This is a genomic window from Methylosinus trichosporium OB3b (assembly GCF_002752655.1).
Lineage (GTDB): Bacteria > Pseudomonadota > Alphaproteobacteria > Rhizobiales > Beijerinckiaceae > Methylosinus > Methylosinus trichosporium.
In genome coordinates this window covers 2,927,013-2,943,740 of record NZ_CP023737.1, presented here as the reverse complement: position 1 = coordinate 2,943,740, position 16,728 = coordinate 2,927,013, and the positions used below count along the sequence as shown (strand labels likewise).

Here is a 16,728-nt window from a genome sequence, read left to right as displayed (position 1 = left end):
AGCCGACAAGATTGCCGAATGGGTTCGCGTGATTGGCGTCGAGAACGAGGACATCCAGCCGAACCATGGCTGGTGCCACTGGTTCAACTGGGTCGCGCAAATCGTCGGCAACACTCCCAGGTGCACGACGCCGATCGAGGGCCACGCTCCGCGCAAAGAGGGCGAGCGATATAGCGGCTACATGCCACTGGATCCGAAATGGGGAGCTATCAAGACGATGCCGCGCTACGAGGTCTCCGCGCCCATCGGACGGAGGCCCGTGACCGAGACGGCCAAGCGGGCCAGCGTGAAACGCATGGAGACGGCGAAGCGCGCGAAGGCGAGGAAGATTCTCGCCGGCGAATCGCCGCGCAAAGCGAAGTGTGCGCCGACGGAGCCTCCAGGACGATTCGTGACCTCAATCCTCGTCCTCTCGGACCTGCGCCTCGAGAACCGACCCTATCGGCGGTGACAGCGATAGTCCCAAGCTTCAACGCGATTCGCGCTCGCTCGAGGCAGAAGCCGAGGTTGTTTGCACACCAGAAAAGCGATAATGAGGCAAGCAGCATTTCACTACCGACGCGCAGAAGAGATGAGTGAAAAAATTGGCCGGGACCCGGAGCTTTGGGAAGCAGGCTGCTCCAAAGATCACGTTCGAAACACCTTTATAATTCCGGACCTTGTCGCCCGGATAAGTCGGCTATGCCCCGTCCGTATCGCGGATGTCGGCAGTGGAACAGGATATATGTCTCGAAATTTGGCATCCCGACTTCCCAACTGCCATACATGGTCTTTGCTCGAAAACGACCCAAATATGCTGCGATTTTCAGCTAATATAGTTGGATCTGATAAACATATAGGAGTAGTATCATTTGATATATTCCAACCAAATGAGATTGTTTGCAACAGCTTCGATCTTGTATTCAGCGTGTTCTCGACGCTGGATTTTGGTATGAATCAACGCGTTGCATCCAATTTGGTTGGTTTGCTCCGCCAAGGAGGCACGCTGTTGATATACGTGCCAGATCTACTCGAAGAAGTCTCTCAGATGTGCGCTGTGATGTCCAGCTTGGAGCCCCTAGAGGAATACCGACGTGGAAAGACCGATATAAGGAAACCCGACCGCTTTACGAAGCGAGTCGAGCCATTCGTGGCCCACCGGGTCGAGTTATGTGTAGCACAGGTATTGGCGGCAGGCACAAACCTCAGACAGCTTAACTTCTTAGAACGCACGCACGATAGACGCCTGATTGTCCTGGAGTTCGAGCGCAACGCATGAAACCTGTCCCTCGAATCTACATACATTTTGCGGATTATTATCACATTGAGCGCGCGCGTTTGAATAGAGTCGGTGCCGCACAGATCCGTAACTCTCTTTCTAACGCAATGCGCTTGTGTTTGCTCTTCGCCGACGAAGTGATTTTTCCTTTGTCGTCATTGTATGAAAGTCTCGAATGCCAGCGGCTAATCACGGAGTTCCCTGAATTTCGAGAGCACGGGATACTAAAAGTAGCCGCAGGTGACGCGAATATATTTGACCATCTTGAAAGCAAAAAGCTTTCATATAATGAGACGTCAACAAATCATTTTTTGAATGCATACAGAAAAAAGAGATCTTGTGTAATAATGCCAAGTTATATACAACGCAATGGGTCATCTACCGGTGTAATTCGCGCTGCCTGGGCGCAGACAGCGCGCGACGGTGAAGTGTTTAGATGCCTTCGCGACTCAGGAAATATCAGTCTACCTCCAAGATTCGAGCAAATCTGGTCTCATGTACCAGATGCGCTTGGAGAGCAGGCATTTGTACCCATACATACGGTTGATGTGCTCAGAAAGCAGGGATTTCATGGTTCAGCACTTAAACACGTGGTTGCTCCGCCGATCGAAAGTGCGTACGTCGATGGCTACGTCTCCTCGCTTCATACCTATATACTTCTAGATGTTCCTTATTTAGCTTATGAAGCCCTGGAGCACCGACTGCAATCCCGAGAACGGTTGCGCTACCGAGACCTTGTAGCCGGCCTCACGCGGTATGGATTGGTAGAGCCAATCCTTGAGGCTGATTCGCGCGCATTGTTTCGCTTGCGGAGCGAACCAGCATGGGATGAATTAGCCGAGAGCGTGAGATCGGGACGCTCGCATGAGGATGCATCCAAGCAAGCGAAAAGGGTCAGTGAAATCCTGAACGATTCGAAGGTAAGTAGCAGGGCGACGCCGCAGCAATTAGAGATGACAACTGCGATGAATAAGTCAGAATCTACAAATATAACTACAAAATTCGACACCGCCATCATCACGGCTTTGCCGATTGAAATGGCAGCGGTCGAGCTACTGCTTAGTCCTTCAAAACAGCCCCTGCGGATTGATGACGATCCCAACTCTTATAAAGCCACGTCGATTAAACTCCCTGACGGCACGGAGAAACAGGTCCTTCTGTGCCTGCTGAACCGCATGGGGAACAACTCCGCCGCAACAGCCGCTACGAACCTACTGCGCTCATTCGATGTGCAGCACCTATTCTTCTGTGGGATCGCGCTCGGCGTGCCTCGTCCATCCGAGCCAAGCAAGCACGTTCGGTTGGGAGACGTGGTAGTCAGCGATCGACGCGGGGTGATTCAAATCGACCATCGAAGCCTGGGTCCAGAAGGGGAAACCAACCGCAGTATGCTGCCTCCCCCGCCAGCACCGATCGCCCGCGCCCTGAACGAACTCACTACCAACGAATATCTGGGACACCGCCCGTGGGAGCCTCGGATCGACTCTGCCGTGAAAGCGGCGCCGCGCTTTGCTCGTCCCAATGCGTCGACCGACATTCTCTTCGATAGTGACGGGAAAACGGAGCTTCCGCATCCGTCCGATGCCAGCCGAGACCCAGGCCATCCTAAAATGCACAGGGGACAGATCGGTTCCGCGAACACACTCGTAAGGGACGCCAAATTCCGCGATGAAAAGGCAAAAGAGCATGACCTATTTGCAATCGAGATGGAAGGGGCCGGCGCGCAAGAAGCCCTGTGGAACTTCGGCCAATCCGCCATGGTCGTCAGAGGTGTTTGTGACTATGGTGTCGGCAAGAACGACACATGGCACCACTACGCTGCGTTGGCTGCGGCGGCGGTAACAGTGACTCTGATAATCGGGATATGAATGAGGACGGACCCCATGGGCGATACGCCGGCTCGGGACTCAAGCGACCTCATTGTAGAGGACGTCGATATTCTGTTTGAGATCGGAACTTTGCGCCATATCCATCGGTCATGGCGACAGTTCGGCGGTCTGCCTTTCGCCAACGTCGCGGAGCACTCGTTCCGCATGGCGTTCATCGGCATGGTCATTGCCGTGCATGAAGGGGCCAACGTTGATAGAGTCGTCCAATTGGCTCTGGCTCATGACTTACCTGAGAGTCGGACGGGAGACGCGAATTACGTGCAGAAAATGTATCGGCACGATGATGTAGAAGCAGCCGCGCGAGAGATGGATGGACGCTCGGCGTTGGCGACCCACTTTGACGCTCTTCGTACCGAACTCATGGCGGGGATTACCATTGAGGCCAAGATAGTCAAAGACGCTGATAACCTCGACTGCGACTTTGAATTGAAGGAAATGCGGGACAAAGGCGCCAACATAGCGGAGGCTCTTGCCCCGACGCGCGAAGCCGTGAAACGTACCCTGCATACCGACACGGCCCGCCGCCTGTTCGATACGGTCAATATGCGAAGTAGCCACGCTTGGCACCTGAATGCTCGCAATCGGTTCAATGCAGGCGACTGGAAACAGGAGGAAAAGTGAATTGGAAGCCTTCTCTAAGCTTCAAGGCTCAACATTATGCCCCTTCGCTGCCAAGGCTGAGATTGAGTATGGTCCACCATGGTGTGAAGAACTCGGCTTCGATGATAACATTATTGCGAACGCGCGACGCCTTGCCGCACACATTGCTGAGGGGCGCTTGAGGCGAACAAAAGGGTTCGTCTCACAAATCAATCTTTGTGATGCGGTAGACTTCGAGAGCACAGTTGTTCTTTTTAGAAGATTTGTATTTGGTCTTGCGATACATGATGTATCTTGCAAGCAGTCGTTAACTCGTGACTTAGGCGCAGTCGGGTGGAGCCTGATGTTCGCGGAAGAGCCAATATTTCTCAATTTGTTTGCGCCATGCTACCCAAGGGCTCATTCCAAGCACATTGAGAATGATGGAAATTTGTATGTTTTTATTCAGCCAGAATATACATTTGACTTTTGCGAAATAAACAGGACAAAAGTTAAACTAAAGGAGCAGATTCGAGAAAGATTCGCTGAGGCAGGCATGCCTTATGATAGCTCGACGATCGACACGCGTAGAAAAGCTCTCAGCTTTGTGTTCCCAGTCCATCATGGCGACCCGCCGATACGATGGTGGGAATCTACGCTTTCGAATGAGTGGTGCGCCTCTGGCCCGTGCAAGAAGGTGGATTCCTAGATGACTAGCTTGTATCTCGAAGTGGCCGAACGAGTGTTGATCCTTTCAGATCGACCGCTTTCGGCTGCAGAGATCATCAGCCAAGCGCAAAGGAGCCGACTATTACCGAAGCACCTTTATGGTTTTCGGCAGGATCGTACGCTTCAAGCTCGGCTCAGCGAGGACATCGCACGTCTGGGCTCCAAAAGCCGCTTCTTTCGCACCAGCCCAGGGCGGTACTTTCTACGAGATTTCAACCACAAGGGTGCAAATGAAATCGGTGAGTACTATGCAAAACCAAGACGCAAGGAGCTTGATCAAAATGATATACTGACCTTGAATACAAACATAGATTCGATCGAGAGGAATGGTGGGCCGATAGTACCGCTCTCATTTGTACTGGATCAACTAAAGTCTGGTCATTACTCGTACCGGTCCGCGCAAGATATACTGCGGAACGACGCCTGTACTGCAATCCACAGCTTCGTCGTTGTGCACGACGGCTCACGAATTCTTTCTTTTCGATGCGGTAAGTTTTTCCCGCGCAGCGATCCTCTATTCGGACGCCGAACGATTGGCCTGAGCGGTACCGTTACCGCGGACCAAGTCGATATGCTGTTCGAGAGCCTATTTGGGATCATTGGGAACGCCATCGAAGAGTTGTGCTCCGGGATTGGATTGCCCCGCCATTTTGCTGAGCGCGCCCGCTATGGCGGCGAGATTTTGCCATGGTTCGGCGTCAAGAGTGCGCGCGCCGCGAACACGCCGGCGATCTTGCATATGGTGCTCAGCTATAAGTGCCCCCCTAGTTTCAGGCCGACAAGGGCCGCTCTCTCGGTAAATGACCTGCGATGGATCGACCCACACAATCCCTTGAACACTTTGCAGGACTTCGATTCGACATCTAAAATTCTTTTGTCGGAAGGTCATGCACGTGACCTTGTACGCATACATACGTCTTCCAATCGAACATCGGAAGTTTGAGGCAAAATCCGCAAGCTGCGGCCATGCGCGCTCCTAGTCCGCCAGCGATAACTTTCCGCGTTTATATCAGGAAGTTTGGCGTAGATACCTGTTGCAGATTCCTGCTCAATTGAACCTCCCCAACGGCGGGAATGCCGGACTGCCCGGCGTCCAGAATTCCACGCTGTCGGAATGCTCTTCAAAGAACGCGGGGTCGACTGTCACTCGAATGGGTTCCGGCAGATCGCCGTCTTCGTAGCGGAAGTCCGAGCCGTCCAAAGGCTTCGCTTCCCTGCCTGGCGGCATTAGGCGCGGCTTGCTCAGAATTTCTCGCAAGTCCGCCAACGTCAGCGCAGGGTCCGGACGTTTAGGCATGGTCAAGTCGAAGTCCGCGAACTCATCGAGGTCGATTGCGGTCGCTCGGCCTTCCTCGATCGCGCCCTCCAAAGCCCGCACCGCCTCCGCGCTTTTTTCGGACTCGTCGCCGGCTCTCGACAGCACGGCGTCCGCGATCAGTTCCGGAATCCGACTGAGGATCGGCTGGAGCCCTCCGACGACATTCGTGAACACTGAAATGCGCTGTTGAAGCGCCTGATAGACGTCGGCTTCGACGGTGTCGCGGTAGTGCAGATTGGTGATGCGGATGTCGGCGAAGCTCTGACCGAGGCGGTCGATGCGGCCGATTCTCTGCTCGACGCGCATCGGGTTCCACGGCATGTCGTAGTTGATCAGCGCGCCGCAGAACTGGAAGTTCAGGCCCTCCGCCGCGGCATCGGTGCAGACGAGAACGTCGGCGGCCCCCTTCTTGAAGCGCGCCTTGACCTCTTCACGCGATATCTGCTTCCAGCCCCCGTCATGAGCCCGGATCTCGCCGCCGCGGCCCGAGAAGCACATCACGACCTTCCCGGTCGCGTCAAACAGGTGGTCCCGCAGATAATCCATCGTGTCGGTGTACTGCGTGAACACGATGACCTGACGGTAGCCGGCAGCCTCGAGATCACGGATCTCGTCGACCAGCTGACGGGCCTTGGTGTCCGTCGGCAATCTCGCGATGGCCCCGACGATCGCGTCGATCGTGTCGACCTCCTCCGCCGCCAGCACCCTGCGTTCGGCCTCCGTGAGTTTTTCGGTCGCGTCCTCGTCACCGGCTTCCACATAGTCCGCGACATCCTCGTCGACTCGAACATCGTCGATGTTCGCAAGGGAACCCGAGACGCCGGTCCGACGCGCTTCCAATGTGGTCCTCAATGCGTGGAAGCTGGAGGCGAGCCGCCGGCGATAGATCGTCATGACGAAACCCACGGAGTTCTTCTCGTCCGGCGACGCCTTGTTGTAGGTCTCGGATATGTAGTCCTCGACACGCCGGTAGAGGGTCTGCTCGTCGGGGGATAGATCGATGAAGCTGTCGGCGACCCGCCGGGTCGCGACCGACGTGTCGATCAGGCCGGCCTTGTGATAGCGACGGAGCAGCTCTCGCGTGTGTCGGGAGACGAGGGCCCGCACCGGCGACGAGCGGGCCATCAGCTTGGCGGCGCCCCGTCGCTCTTCGGGCGACAATTGGCGCCGCGGCGTCGAAGCCTGGTCGCGCAACGCCTCGAGGACCCTTCGCAATTTGATCTTGCCCAGCCCAGTGAACCGGGCGGCGTCCTCGGAACTGGTCTGGCCGTAATAGATCTCATACGCCCGAAACAGCGCCGCGAGCCATTCGAGACGCTCGTTCGGCATAGCATCTTGGCGGACCTCCTCGAAGAACCGGACGAAGGCCGTTTCGGTCCACGCTGCGGGCATGCCGAGAAGCGAGAGAAGGTCCCAAAGCTCGACGGGGTGGACCTGCATCGGCGTCGCGGTGAGCAGGACCAGCCCCTCCGTGTTGTCCTTCAATCCGCGCAGCAGCCGCAGAAGGGCGTTGGGCCGGTTGTCCTGCCCGGTTCCCGCCGCGCGGCGCCGGGCATGGTGCGCCTCATCGACAATGACCAGATCCCATTTTTCCGCGGAAAGAAGCTCGGACTGCCTGTCCCGCCGGCGCGCCAAATGGCTGGACATGATGACAAACGGCTCCTTGTGCCATTCGTCCCGTCCCACCTCGCGCTCGACGTTGTGCCGTCGCGCCGGAGACGGACACCAAGCGAGCGTCTGGCCGTCGTAGATCGGCCAATTCAGGTTAAATTTTTCCCGGAGCTCGATCTGCCACTGCTTGCACACCGACTTCGGCGCCAGAACTAGGATGCGCTTCGCGCGACCCGCCAGCCATGCCTGACGAAGGAGCAGACCGGTCTCGATGGTCTTCCCCAAGCCGACCTCGTCCGCGATGAGCAGCTTCGGCGGCCAATGGCGATACATGCGATCGAAGGCGCGAATCTGATGCGGCCAGGGTACGATGGCGGACGTCGCCTCGCCGACCCGCTCGCCGCCATTGGGCAGCGTCGCCGCTTTGGCAATCCTCTCCCAAACCGCTTGGCGGTCGCTTTCCGTGACCGCAGCGTCGACAGCCGGGCTATTCGTCGAAGGCTCGATAGGAGCCGCCGGACTGCGTTGCCCTGCTCCTGCGAGCACCCCGTCGTTTCCCTCGAGTCGGCTGGGCAATCTCTCGGGGTCCGGCAGGAATTGGAGAAGTCGATCCTTGACCGCAGAGGGAACGTCGATCGTCAGGAGCGTCTGTGCCCGGTTGGCCCAGACCTTGGCGAAATTCTCCTCCTCGATCTCGACCCTCTCCAAATCCCGCCATGACGTGAAGACCGAAAAGCTCTCCCAGTTCCGCATCCAGCCTTGCAGCGTTTCGTTGATACTGCCGGCGAACGCGATCCGATCTCCGGTCTTGTCTTCGATGACGCCGGACTTTTCGTGGAATATGACGTCCTGCGCGATAGGACGCCGGTCGAGATCGCAAGGGATCGAGAGACGAACAGCGAGATGATCATTGGCGATCATCCAAGCGAGCAATTCCAAGGCGTCGATCTGGGCGGGGTCCGCCGACCATTCCGGCATCGCCAGCAGCCGGCGTTCGACCGTCTCGCGCAGCGACTCGCCCCGCTCGATGGCCTGCACCTCGGCCTCCCCTAAGGTGCAGCCGACTAGCAGCCGCATCCTGCCGCCGTTGAGCACGATGTTCTCGATCCCCCTCGCGGCCAAGGCGAGGGCCGGTGCCGTGAAATAGCCGGTCTTGCGATCGTAGCGCGTCGCCGAATTCAGCGCAGGGACGTAGAACTGCCGGGCGAGGTTTCCATCGTCCGGAGTGTATTTGAGCTTCCAAGCGTGATCCCGAAGGAGCGTCACGCGGCCTCCTCTTCGAGTTCGAGCTCGAGCTGCCGAAGCTGCTCGGGCTGGTCGATCTTGTCGCTCAAGGCGAGACGGCGAAGCTTTTCCAACACCTCGAAGTCGTTTGCCGCCGGCTCCGTTTCCTCGCTCGTCGAATTGACTTTGGTGAAGGTCTTGGACGCCGGCAGCACCTCCAAGACAGCTTCCAGGGCGCTCAGGAAGGCCGGCTCATCGAGGAGATGCTGCTCTTCGAGCAGATCGCGCGCATTGTCGATCGTGCGGGTCCGCGCGCGCTGGGCGATGTGATGAATGGCGTCGATCATCGCGCGTGAGCCATCGGCGGAGCCGAGGGTTCCCTTCGCCGAACGCGCCGCGCTGTCCCAAAGCTTCAAGTCCGAGCCCTTCTTTTCGCAGAGCTTCCCGACAATGTCGCGATCGAGATCGGCGCCGACGGCGCGCGCCAAGCGCAGGGCTTCATCATAGGCGAAAACAGGAGCCTTGAACGCGTCCCAAGCGAGCACGAACCACGAGGTGACGGGATCGAGATCGGCTTTGCCGCGCAGGTGGGTCAGCTTGTTCAGCCGCCACGTCTTGACCTCGCGCCGCGCCGCCTCGAGTGCGTCCTCCGGACTGACGGCGTAGGGATCGAACTCCTCCTCGAACAACTCGGACTGGGCTCGCCGCCTCTTCGATTGCGGTTCCGGACGAGGGGTTCCGCGCTTCAATGGCCAATGCTTGGAGAACTCCTCGAGCGCGGGACCGAAACTCGCGAGATAGAGATCGACTCCGCCAATGCCGGCCTTCTGAAATTCCTCGACCCGAGCGCGCACCGCCTTGGCGACGAGCGGCTCGACATCCTCCCAATAAGCGGGCTCCACCGATTGAGCCGAAACGCGAGGGCGGCAGACGAGGAAGATCGTCGAATTGGCCGCCGCCTTGTCCTTGATATGGAGGGATCCCTCGGCCTCCGTATTGATCGGCCAAGAGGCCGTGATCGTGAAGCCGGCCTCAATCAGTCCTTTGGTGAGGGCATCCCATGCTCCGGAGGCCTTGTGCGTGAACATGAGCGTCATGATGCCGTCGGGCTTCAGGACACGACGGCACTCCTCGAAAATGCGCTGCATGCGATCGCGATAGTCACGTCCCGCGAGAGCCTTGGCTCCTTTTTGACCCGAGAACTTGGCTGGATTGGCGACGGCCTCCCCGTCCTTGTCGGTTAAGCGTCTCGTGAAAAGCTCCGGCACGACGAGTCCGGCGGTGCGCTTCAGCCAGACATAGAAAAAGTCCGACAGCTCCGCGTACATGACGTTATCGTAATAGGGCGGGTCCATCACGACTGCATCTACGGAGCTGTCGGCGATGTGATCCAGCGAATCTCCAGACTTGCAGGTGATCGTTATCTCGGGTCGCTTGTGTGTCTCCAAGGTATCGAATAGCCCCCCACCCCTCGCCTCATCTTGCCCTTCGATGAGCTTTCTGAGTTCATCGATGCATTTGGCAGTTTGCTCGATCGCCCAATCATAGCCGAGCCCCTCGATAAGAGGCACAATCTCAGCATGTGACCAACAAAAGGCGAAATCGTGCCGATTAAAAGTGTTCGCAACTACCTCTCGCGTCGACATCCAAACCGACATCCGCGAATTATAATTGAGCATCTTGTCTATGGTGAGCGCGACATAGACTAAAGACGCCCGAGAGATTTCGCTTAGTCCTTTTTGTTCCTCCTCATTAACCAAGTCACGAAAAATTTCGACCGCCATTCCATGTCCGAGAAGCTGACGAGCCGAAAACATATCTCGCCACAATGGCATGCCATATTGAATTGGGCGCTCGTCGTTCGATACTTCTGGGTATTTCTCGTTCGGGATGACATCGAGCGCCTCCCACTCTGCCAGCCTCTTGTCGAGTTCTGCCTTTACCAATTCGGAAACATCGTCCTCGGGCCGCGGGGCACGGTAGCCACGCACCCATTTATCTCGGCCCCGCTTTCCCGTCTTGGTTCTGGTTTCGACGCGACACTTGAAGACGATGCAGAAGAGTTGCTCGCCCATCTCCCCGGCTTGCGCCTGCCGTTTGATTTCCTCGCCCGTGACGACTCGGTTGCAGTCCGCAAACGGGCAGATCGCGTCGCCGTCAGAAACCGTTCCTTTCGATTGATCGGCGACCTTCGCCACGATCTCGAAGTCGCAGACGCGACCGGATGAACCAGGTCCCATTCCGATTTGAGGCGTAAGACGGACGCCCGTCCCATCGGGCGCGAGTCTCCAGTTCGGAGACAATGGGACGAGCCCGTCGCAATGGGGGCAGCGTATGGTTCGAGCCCAAATGAAATTGGTCGGAATAGCGTTCGAGTCCGGCTCGGACGGGAAAAACGGAGACAGTCTCGATTCACGGCGTTCGACGAATTTCCTGGCAAGTCGTTCGAATTCCGACTTCAAAGCATCGCCAAACCTCGCTGGATACTCGATTGTCGCACGCTCGATCAGTGCAGCCACCGGATTCAGATCGTTGGCATGCGATGACAGCCCGAGACGAAACGCTTCGAATGGGATGCTTCCGCCACCGGCCGTCGGGTCGAGAACCTTTGGCACAGCGGATTCAGTGGCCGTATGCGATGCGATAAATGCCCGGTCTTCATCGGTTGGAACGTGGTTGAACGCACGTGGGTAAGAGTACGCGTCGCCCTCGAAGCGTTCACCCTTGCGTTTCGCCGCGTCGATCCTACGACGGCTCGCAATGGGATCACCAAGAATCCCCAAAGCATGCATGAATTTCTCGCGATCCGCATCCGCAGGCAGAAGGGCCGCAAGGATCGCCGCCCTCGACGCGACGAGAGGACGACGCGCCCACCAGACGTGCAGATAGTATGTCGGCGGCAGCGCGGTCATCGATCGGCGTTCGCGGACGCTCTCTTCTCCGAGCGCGGCAATAGGCAGCCACCGTTCGATCAAACGTACATCCGACATCAAAAATATCCTTCGATCACTTGCGCTTCGGATCAGTCAAAAGAATTCGCAGCGACGTCAAGACGCGGCGCGGGTTCTTTCGATGGACCGACATACCTAGCCAATAGGCCGCCTCCTCCTTTCCCATTTCGTCGATGCCTTCGGCAACGAGACGCATGGCGTCGCGGCTCCGCATAGGCGCCAAGGTGCGGAAGAGGAGAGCCAAACGAAGCGCGATCTCCTCGTTAAGGATAGAGCCCAGGCCCTCGATCGGCAGGATATCAACCCTGACGCCGACCTCCTTCAATCGTCTCAGCACCCGGTGCTCGACGAGTTCATAATTGCGACCACGCAGGCCGGCGAGGCGGATGGGGGCCTTGATCTGAGGGGTCGCCGAAGACGGCAATTGCCAGACCTCCAGCTCGGTGTTGCCGGGGCCATGCCGGCGAGCCCGAAGCTCGTATTTCGGCAGCGTCTTCGGCGGCATGGAATAATCCTCTCGGCGCAACGCACGCATCTCACTTCACCTCCGCGGACGCCTCGACGAACGCCGTCGCGCTCCCGAATTTAGTCAGCTTCTCGATGAACGCCTCGGCGACGGTCTCCTCCACGGACATCCCGCCATCGAACGCGAATTCGATCCTTGATTTCAGTTCCGATTCCTTTGCGGCGCGGAACTGCGGCTCCAGATACTCCTTGATGAGCCCGGCGTCCTTCGCCGTGCCGCTGAATTCGAACTCCATGTGCGAGTCGTCCACGGTGAAAAATTCGCCGCTGATCTCGATCGTTTTCCGAGCCCCGGAGATCCCGCTCGCGAGCGGGATGAGCCTGAAAGCGTCGGCGAATTCGAAAACCCGAATGGACAGCGTGTCGACACGCTCGATCCTCACGGATCGGACCTGTTCGAACACCCGGCGCAAGGCCTCCTTGAGGACGCCCTCGGCCACGAATCTGCGGACGTCGTCGTCCGCAGCCTCGGTCGTCGGTGCAGCGATGGGCCCCTCGCGGAAGCCCGAGGGCGCGGAGCCCGACGAAAACAAGGGCGGGCTCACGACGACGGGGTCGGGCGCCGCGGTGGCGGCGGCCTCGCGATGCGGAGCCGGCCGCGGCCAGATGCCGCTCGATTTGGCGAAGTCCATTGTGAAGACGACGGACTCGGCATCGATCTGGATCGAGGGGATCGGATCTCCCTGCCCGGCGACCAGCGCGCCGCGCCGGTAGATGTAGGTCCCTTCCTCTATGCCCTTGACGATCGCCTTGCGGAGCACGTCGTCGGACAGGAGGATCGCCAGCCCCGGATCGCGCCGGAACTCGTCGCGGAGATCCTGCGTCGTAATCTGACCCTTCTTCAGGGGCGTGCGGTCACGGATGTATGATGGCGAATCGGGCTGATCGGTCGCAGACCGCAGCTTCGCCTGCGCTTGAAGCTGTCGGACGACCTGCGTCTGGCCGGACCCGGGCTTCTCGGAGGCGTTCTGAATGTCGATGACCGAATGGGCGAGCTGCACCGCGCCTTCCCCGACGCCATTCTTGGCCGGATAGAGGACATGGCGAAAGCATTGTTGGATCGAGATCGCCACCTCGGTCTCCGCGCGCTTCTCGAGCTCGAGGATCTTCTCCCGCTGATGGTCGGCGAGTTCGTTCAGCCGCTCCGGGCGCTTGAGCTCGAGCAGCGCGAGGCGACGTTGGATCGAACGCTTCATATCCGAAAGGCGGGCGTCGTCGGCGACGACGAACACGACGTTGTTGCGAAGGGACCGAAGTCCGGAGCCGTCCGCGTTCTTCCTCTCGAATATCTTGGCGACGAGATCGGGAACGGCTTGTAGGTTGGAGCCGATATCGACGGCGTCGTAGGACATGACCACCAGCTTCGGCTTGCCGTCGCCGACATCGTCGCTCACGTCCCATGGTCCGCCGGGAAACGCGACCATCTCGAAGCTGTCGCCCTTGAAGATGTCCTTGATGCGATCGTTGAGCTGCGTGCGCGCGTCGCCGGGATCGACGTTCCGCTCTTCCCGCCCGATGATCTGGGTGAGATTGGCCTCCGCGCTGAAGCGTAGCGGGGCCGTCGGTCGGTCGTCGAGATAGGCGGATTGGGCCCGGAACTTCGTTCTCGCGTCGTCGACGAAGGCGGCGTCGGCGCCGGGCCCGAGGAGCGAGTAGCGGAGATGCTCCGGCGTCAGGCCTTTCAGGTCGTTGTTGAACGCCAGCGTGTGCACGAAGATCGTGCGGGCGACATAGGAGCCGTAGGGGAGCAGACCTCCATAATGCTTGGCGTCGAGCTCCTGCGCGAGCGCCTGCTTGCCGTCGGCCGACGCGATGTCGTTGTTGATCGCGGGAATGAACGCCTGCTGTTGCAGGCGGGTCGTGAACTCGCGCCGGATCGCCTCGTCACCAAGATCGAGGTGGTGGACATGGATCGCATAGGCGTCGCTCGGACGCCGGGCCCACATCACGGCGATGGTCTTGGCGAGTATCCGCAACATTCCGCGCACGCGCTGGAAATTTGCGAGCGTCGCCGTCTTGTCCTTCAGGGTGTCGAGCAGATCCGGATGGAACGGATAGGACTCGGCGAATTCCTTCGATGTCTCGGGGCGACGGGCCGGCTCGGAAAGCGAATTGCGATCCCGATTCCATATCTCGCGATAGGCCTCGACGACCTCCGCCGCCCCAGAGTCGTCGATGCGCGAGAAGAGACGGCGGCGCAGGACCTTCTCCGTCTCGTCGTCCTTCGTGGGATTGAGGTTGGTGGCTTTCCGTCCCGACACGCTTTCGAGTTCCGCCATCGCATTCGCAAGGAACTCGTTCTCCTCGGCGAAGGCGTCGACTCCCTTTCCATCCGCGCGGACGGCGAGTGTGAACACGACGGCGGCCCTCGGATTCCCCTCCACCGCAGTGAACAGGGCCTTCAGGAACGCGGTCAATTGGTCACGCCCGCCCATGTGCTGCACGCGGCGAAGATATTCGCCCATCTCGTCGAGGACGACGAGAACGGGATCGGATCCGAAAAGTTCGGCAATCGTGTCCGCGCCGGGGGCGACCATTTCCTCATCCGACCGACGGACGATCTCGAATCCGGGCTTTCTCGCGAGTTGGAAGGCAATCTCGCCCCAAGGAGTGCGCGCCCTGACGCCGTCGCCCATGGGCCGTCCGTTCGCCGGATCGGCGTCCTCACCGTCGAAGGCGGCGATCCTCACCTCGCCGTCCGGAAGGCGGTACGGATCGACGAACTCCGCGATGTTCGGGACGGACCGGCCGGACTTCGCGGCGTGGACCAGCGCGATCAGCCCGTGAGTCTTACCGCCGCCGAACGAAGTGTCGAGACGAAAGACCGACGAGACCGCGTCGCCCCTACCGGACAGCCGGGCGCATACGTTGGCGATCAGCTCCTTCAGCCCTTCGGTGGGATAGGTGTTGGCGAAGAAGCGCTCGGGCTTTCGATAGTCGGGCGACGCCTTGCCGTTCAAGACGTGGGAGAGCTTGGCTGCGAAATCGCTGTCCGACACGGCGCCCTTCAGCACGTCGTCCTGCGGAGTGCACAGACTGAAAATGGTCGGCTGGGTCGTCATGATTCTTTTTCCCGATGAACGAAACGCACCGATCGGAAACGGATACGCTTACAAGCGCTCTCACGAGATTTGGTATTTCGGCAAGCGCGAATTTCACATTGGGCCGGATCCTGCGATCTTTTCGCGGATCGTATCCTCACCGCGCGGTCGTTAACCGTCTTTGCAGAATTCACCGTTGACTTGTTCATTGTTCGTTCTGTAAGCCTCTCCCCATGAGTGCAGCCGCGCAGCTCCATTCGTCCTCCGCGGTGCCCGCCGCCGATAGGCGCGCTGGAGGACGCGCTCGTCGAGTACCCCGTGATCGTGCACAACGCAGGCGATCGAAACCTCGAGATCGCGCATGTCGCAAAAATCCGAGAGCCCCATGCGCCCCGGTGGATGCTCCTGCCGGAAAATCACTCCTGCTCGGGACCATGGATGGCGCGCCAGCTTCGAGCGCCGCTCCAGCGTGCGTCGCACTCTGGAGTCCAGCGCCGCGTGCCGACGGCGCAGCCCTCGAACACGCCGATCGGCCGGGTGCCGCTCTCAGCATGGGACGACCTCGCTCTCCCACACCTCTTCGAGCGGATCTGGCTGCCAGCGGGCGCGCGGCGCCTTTTTTTGGGAGGGCGCCGCGAATCTCCGGCCGCGAAAAGGTCGCGGCGACGAGCGCGAGCGGCCGCTCTCAACTCAGGCGATCGGCGGGCGCGACACGGTCTCCGCGCCGGTGGTTTTGATCCGAGTGCATAGATTCCGCTGAGCAACCGAGAGTTCAAGCATTCTAAGCAGAAATGGCTTCGAAGGGCCATTGTCAGCTACTTGATTTTCATCGCGATTTTTTGGAGCTGGCGAAGGGATTCGAACCCTCGACCACAAGCTTGGCAAGGTTGATCCTTGGCTACCAGTTTGCGCGTCAAAACCGCCATTATGACGTTGAAAATACTGGGATACTAGAGGTCGGCGGCCTGCGGCTGGACTCGCGGTTGCACCACAAAAACAAAACCCTTAAATCATTGACTGTAGGTGTTATTTGCGCGACCGACGGGAGCGATCTGATGTTTTTGATTTTCATTAGCAATCTCGAAGGACGCCCTTGCATTTTGGCCAGCAGCGGGGCTGAACTCAGGTTATCGAACGCGCTCAACGGCGAGCATATCGGGACGTCGATGCGACACGACGGCGTCGTTCGAGGGGCGCTGTTCGTTGCCGACCTCGCTGGTATTCCGCGAATACTCGCCTGGTCAGAAGATGGCGTGCTTTGCTGGTGGAACGCGCGGACCACCGAGCCCATCGGCGCGGCGATGCGGCATGACGACGGGGTCAATGGCGCGCAGTTCCTGCCCGACGTCGAGGGCCGCCCCCGCCTCCTCAGCTGGTCGGATGACGGGATCCTGCGCTGGTGGGACGCCTTGACCGGCGAGCCCGTCGGCGCGGCGATGAGGCACGACAGCGCGGTCTTGGGTGCGCTCTACGCGCCCGACTTTCCGGGCGGCGCGCGCCTCCTGAGCTGGGCGGATGACGGCGTGACACGCTGGTGGGATGCGCTGACCGGCGAGCCGATCGGCATGCCGATACGCCATTGACGCTAGCAAAGAGACCCGTC

The 16,728-nt window shown here is 59.1% G+C and carries 11 protein-coding genes; 7 read left to right on the top strand and 4 right to left on the bottom strand.

Going from position 1 to position 16,728, the window contains the following annotated elements:
- Positions 1-28 precede the first annotated feature (28 nt).
- From CQW49_RS13995 to CQW49_RS13975, 6 genes are all read left to right on the top strand, one after another.
- A complete protein-coding gene (locus CQW49_RS13995) occupies positions 29-451 on the top strand; it encodes a hypothetical protein (RefSeq protein ID WP_003612105.1) in 423 nt (140 codons plus the stop codon).
- 81 nt (positions 452-532) lie between these two features.
- The gene (locus tag CQW49_RS13990; protein WP_003612107.1) at positions 533-1,258 is read left to right on the top strand and encodes a class I SAM-dependent methyltransferase; all 726 of its coding nucleotides are present in this window, start codon (positions 533-535) and stop codon (positions 1,256-1,258) included.
- A complete protein-coding gene (locus CQW49_RS13985; RefSeq protein WP_003612108.1) occupies positions 1,255-3,126 on the top strand; it encodes a 5'-methylthioadenosine/S-adenosylhomocysteine nucleosidase family protein in 1,872 nt (623 codons plus the stop codon). Before CQW49_RS13990 ends, CQW49_RS13985 begins: the two co-directional genes overlap by 4 nt.
- Positions 3,127-3,141: 15 nt before the next feature.
- Complete coding sequence (locus CQW49_RS13980) at positions 3,142-3,768, top strand: HD domain-containing protein (protein WP_003612109.1); 627 nt, start codon at positions 3,142-3,144, stop codon at positions 3,766-3,768.
- A 1-nt stretch (position 3,769) separates the two neighbouring features.
- Positions 3,770-4,435 carry a YqcI/YcgG family protein gene (locus CQW49_RS24200; RefSeq protein WP_003612111.1) on the top strand — a complete coding sequence of 222 codons (666 nt, stop codon included), beginning with the start codon at positions 3,770-3,772 and terminating at the stop codon, positions 4,433-4,435.
- A complete protein-coding gene (locus CQW49_RS13975) occupies positions 4,436-5,398 on the top strand; it encodes a winged helix-turn-helix domain-containing protein (protein WP_003612113.1) in 963 nt (320 codons plus the stop codon). It abuts the gene before it with no gap.
- 105 nt (positions 5,399-5,503) lie between these two features.
- Here CQW49_RS13975 and CQW49_RS13970 read toward each other — a convergent pair whose 3' ends face one another.
- Genes CQW49_RS13970 through CQW49_RS13955 form a run of 4 tightly spaced genes read right to left on the bottom strand, consistent with a single transcriptional unit; the run spans position 5,504 to position 15,146 of the window.
- On the bottom strand, positions 5,504-8,650 hold the full coding sequence (locus CQW49_RS13970) for a DEAD/DEAH box helicase (protein WP_003612116.1): 3,147 nt from the start codon (positions 8,648-8,650) through the stop codon (positions 5,504-5,506).
- On the bottom strand, positions 8,647-11,598 hold the full coding sequence (locus tag CQW49_RS13965; RefSeq protein ID WP_003612117.1) for a DUF1156 domain-containing protein: 2,952 nt from the start codon (positions 11,596-11,598) through the stop codon (positions 8,647-8,649). The genes CQW49_RS13970 and CQW49_RS13965 overlap by 4 nt, the downstream gene beginning before the upstream one ends.
- A gap of 16 nt (positions 11,599-11,614) precedes the next feature.
- Positions 11,615-12,064 carry a DUF7680 family protein gene (locus tag CQW49_RS13960; RefSeq protein ID WP_040567152.1) on the bottom strand — a complete coding sequence of 150 codons (450 nt, stop codon included), beginning with the start codon at positions 12,062-12,064 and terminating at the stop codon, positions 11,615-11,617.
- Between the two features lie 31 nt (positions 12,065-12,095).
- Positions 12,096-15,146: an ATP-binding protein gene (locus CQW49_RS13955; RefSeq protein WP_003612121.1), complete on the bottom strand. Its 3,051-nt coding sequence runs from the start codon at positions 15,144-15,146 to the stop codon at positions 12,096-12,098.
- Between the two features lie 770 nt (positions 15,147-15,916).
- On the opposite strand from CQW49_RS13955, the gene CQW49_RS13945 reads away from it, so the two are divergent.
- A complete protein-coding gene (locus tag CQW49_RS13945; RefSeq protein WP_024749681.1) occupies positions 15,917-16,708 on the top strand; it encodes a WD40 repeat domain-containing protein in 792 nt (263 codons plus the stop codon).
- Positions 16,709-16,728: the final 20 nt, after the last annotated feature.

Coding starts and splice junctions, on each gene's coding strand:
- CQW49_RS13990 (WP_003612107.1), top strand. CDS start 533: ATGAGGCAAGCAGCATTTCACTACCGACGCGCAGAAGAGATGAGTGAA.
- CQW49_RS13985 (WP_003612108.1), top strand. CDS start 1,255: ATGAAACCTGTCCCTCGAATCTACATACATTTTGCGGATTATTATCAC.
- CQW49_RS13980 (WP_003612109.1), top strand. CDS start 3,142: ATGGGCGATACGCCGGCTCGGGACTCAAGCGACCTCATTGTAGAGGAC.
- CQW49_RS13975 (WP_003612113.1), top strand. CDS start 4,436: ATGACTAGCTTGTATCTCGAAGTGGCCGAACGAGTGTTGATCCTTTCA.
- CQW49_RS13965 (WP_003612117.1), bottom strand. CDS start 11,598: ATGTCGGATGTACGTTTGATCGAACGGTGGCTGCCTATTGCCGCGCTC.
- CQW49_RS13960 (WP_040567152.1), bottom strand. CDS start 12,064: ATGCCGCCGAAGACGCTGCCGAAATACGAGCTTCGGGCTCGCCGGCAT.
- CQW49_RS13955 (WP_003612121.1), bottom strand. CDS start 15,146: ATGACGACCCAGCCGACCATTTTCAGTCTGTGCACTCCGCAGGACGAC.
- CQW49_RS13945 (WP_024749681.1), top strand. CDS start 15,917: ATGGCTTCGAAGGGCCATTGTCAGCTACTTGATTTTCATCGCGATTTT.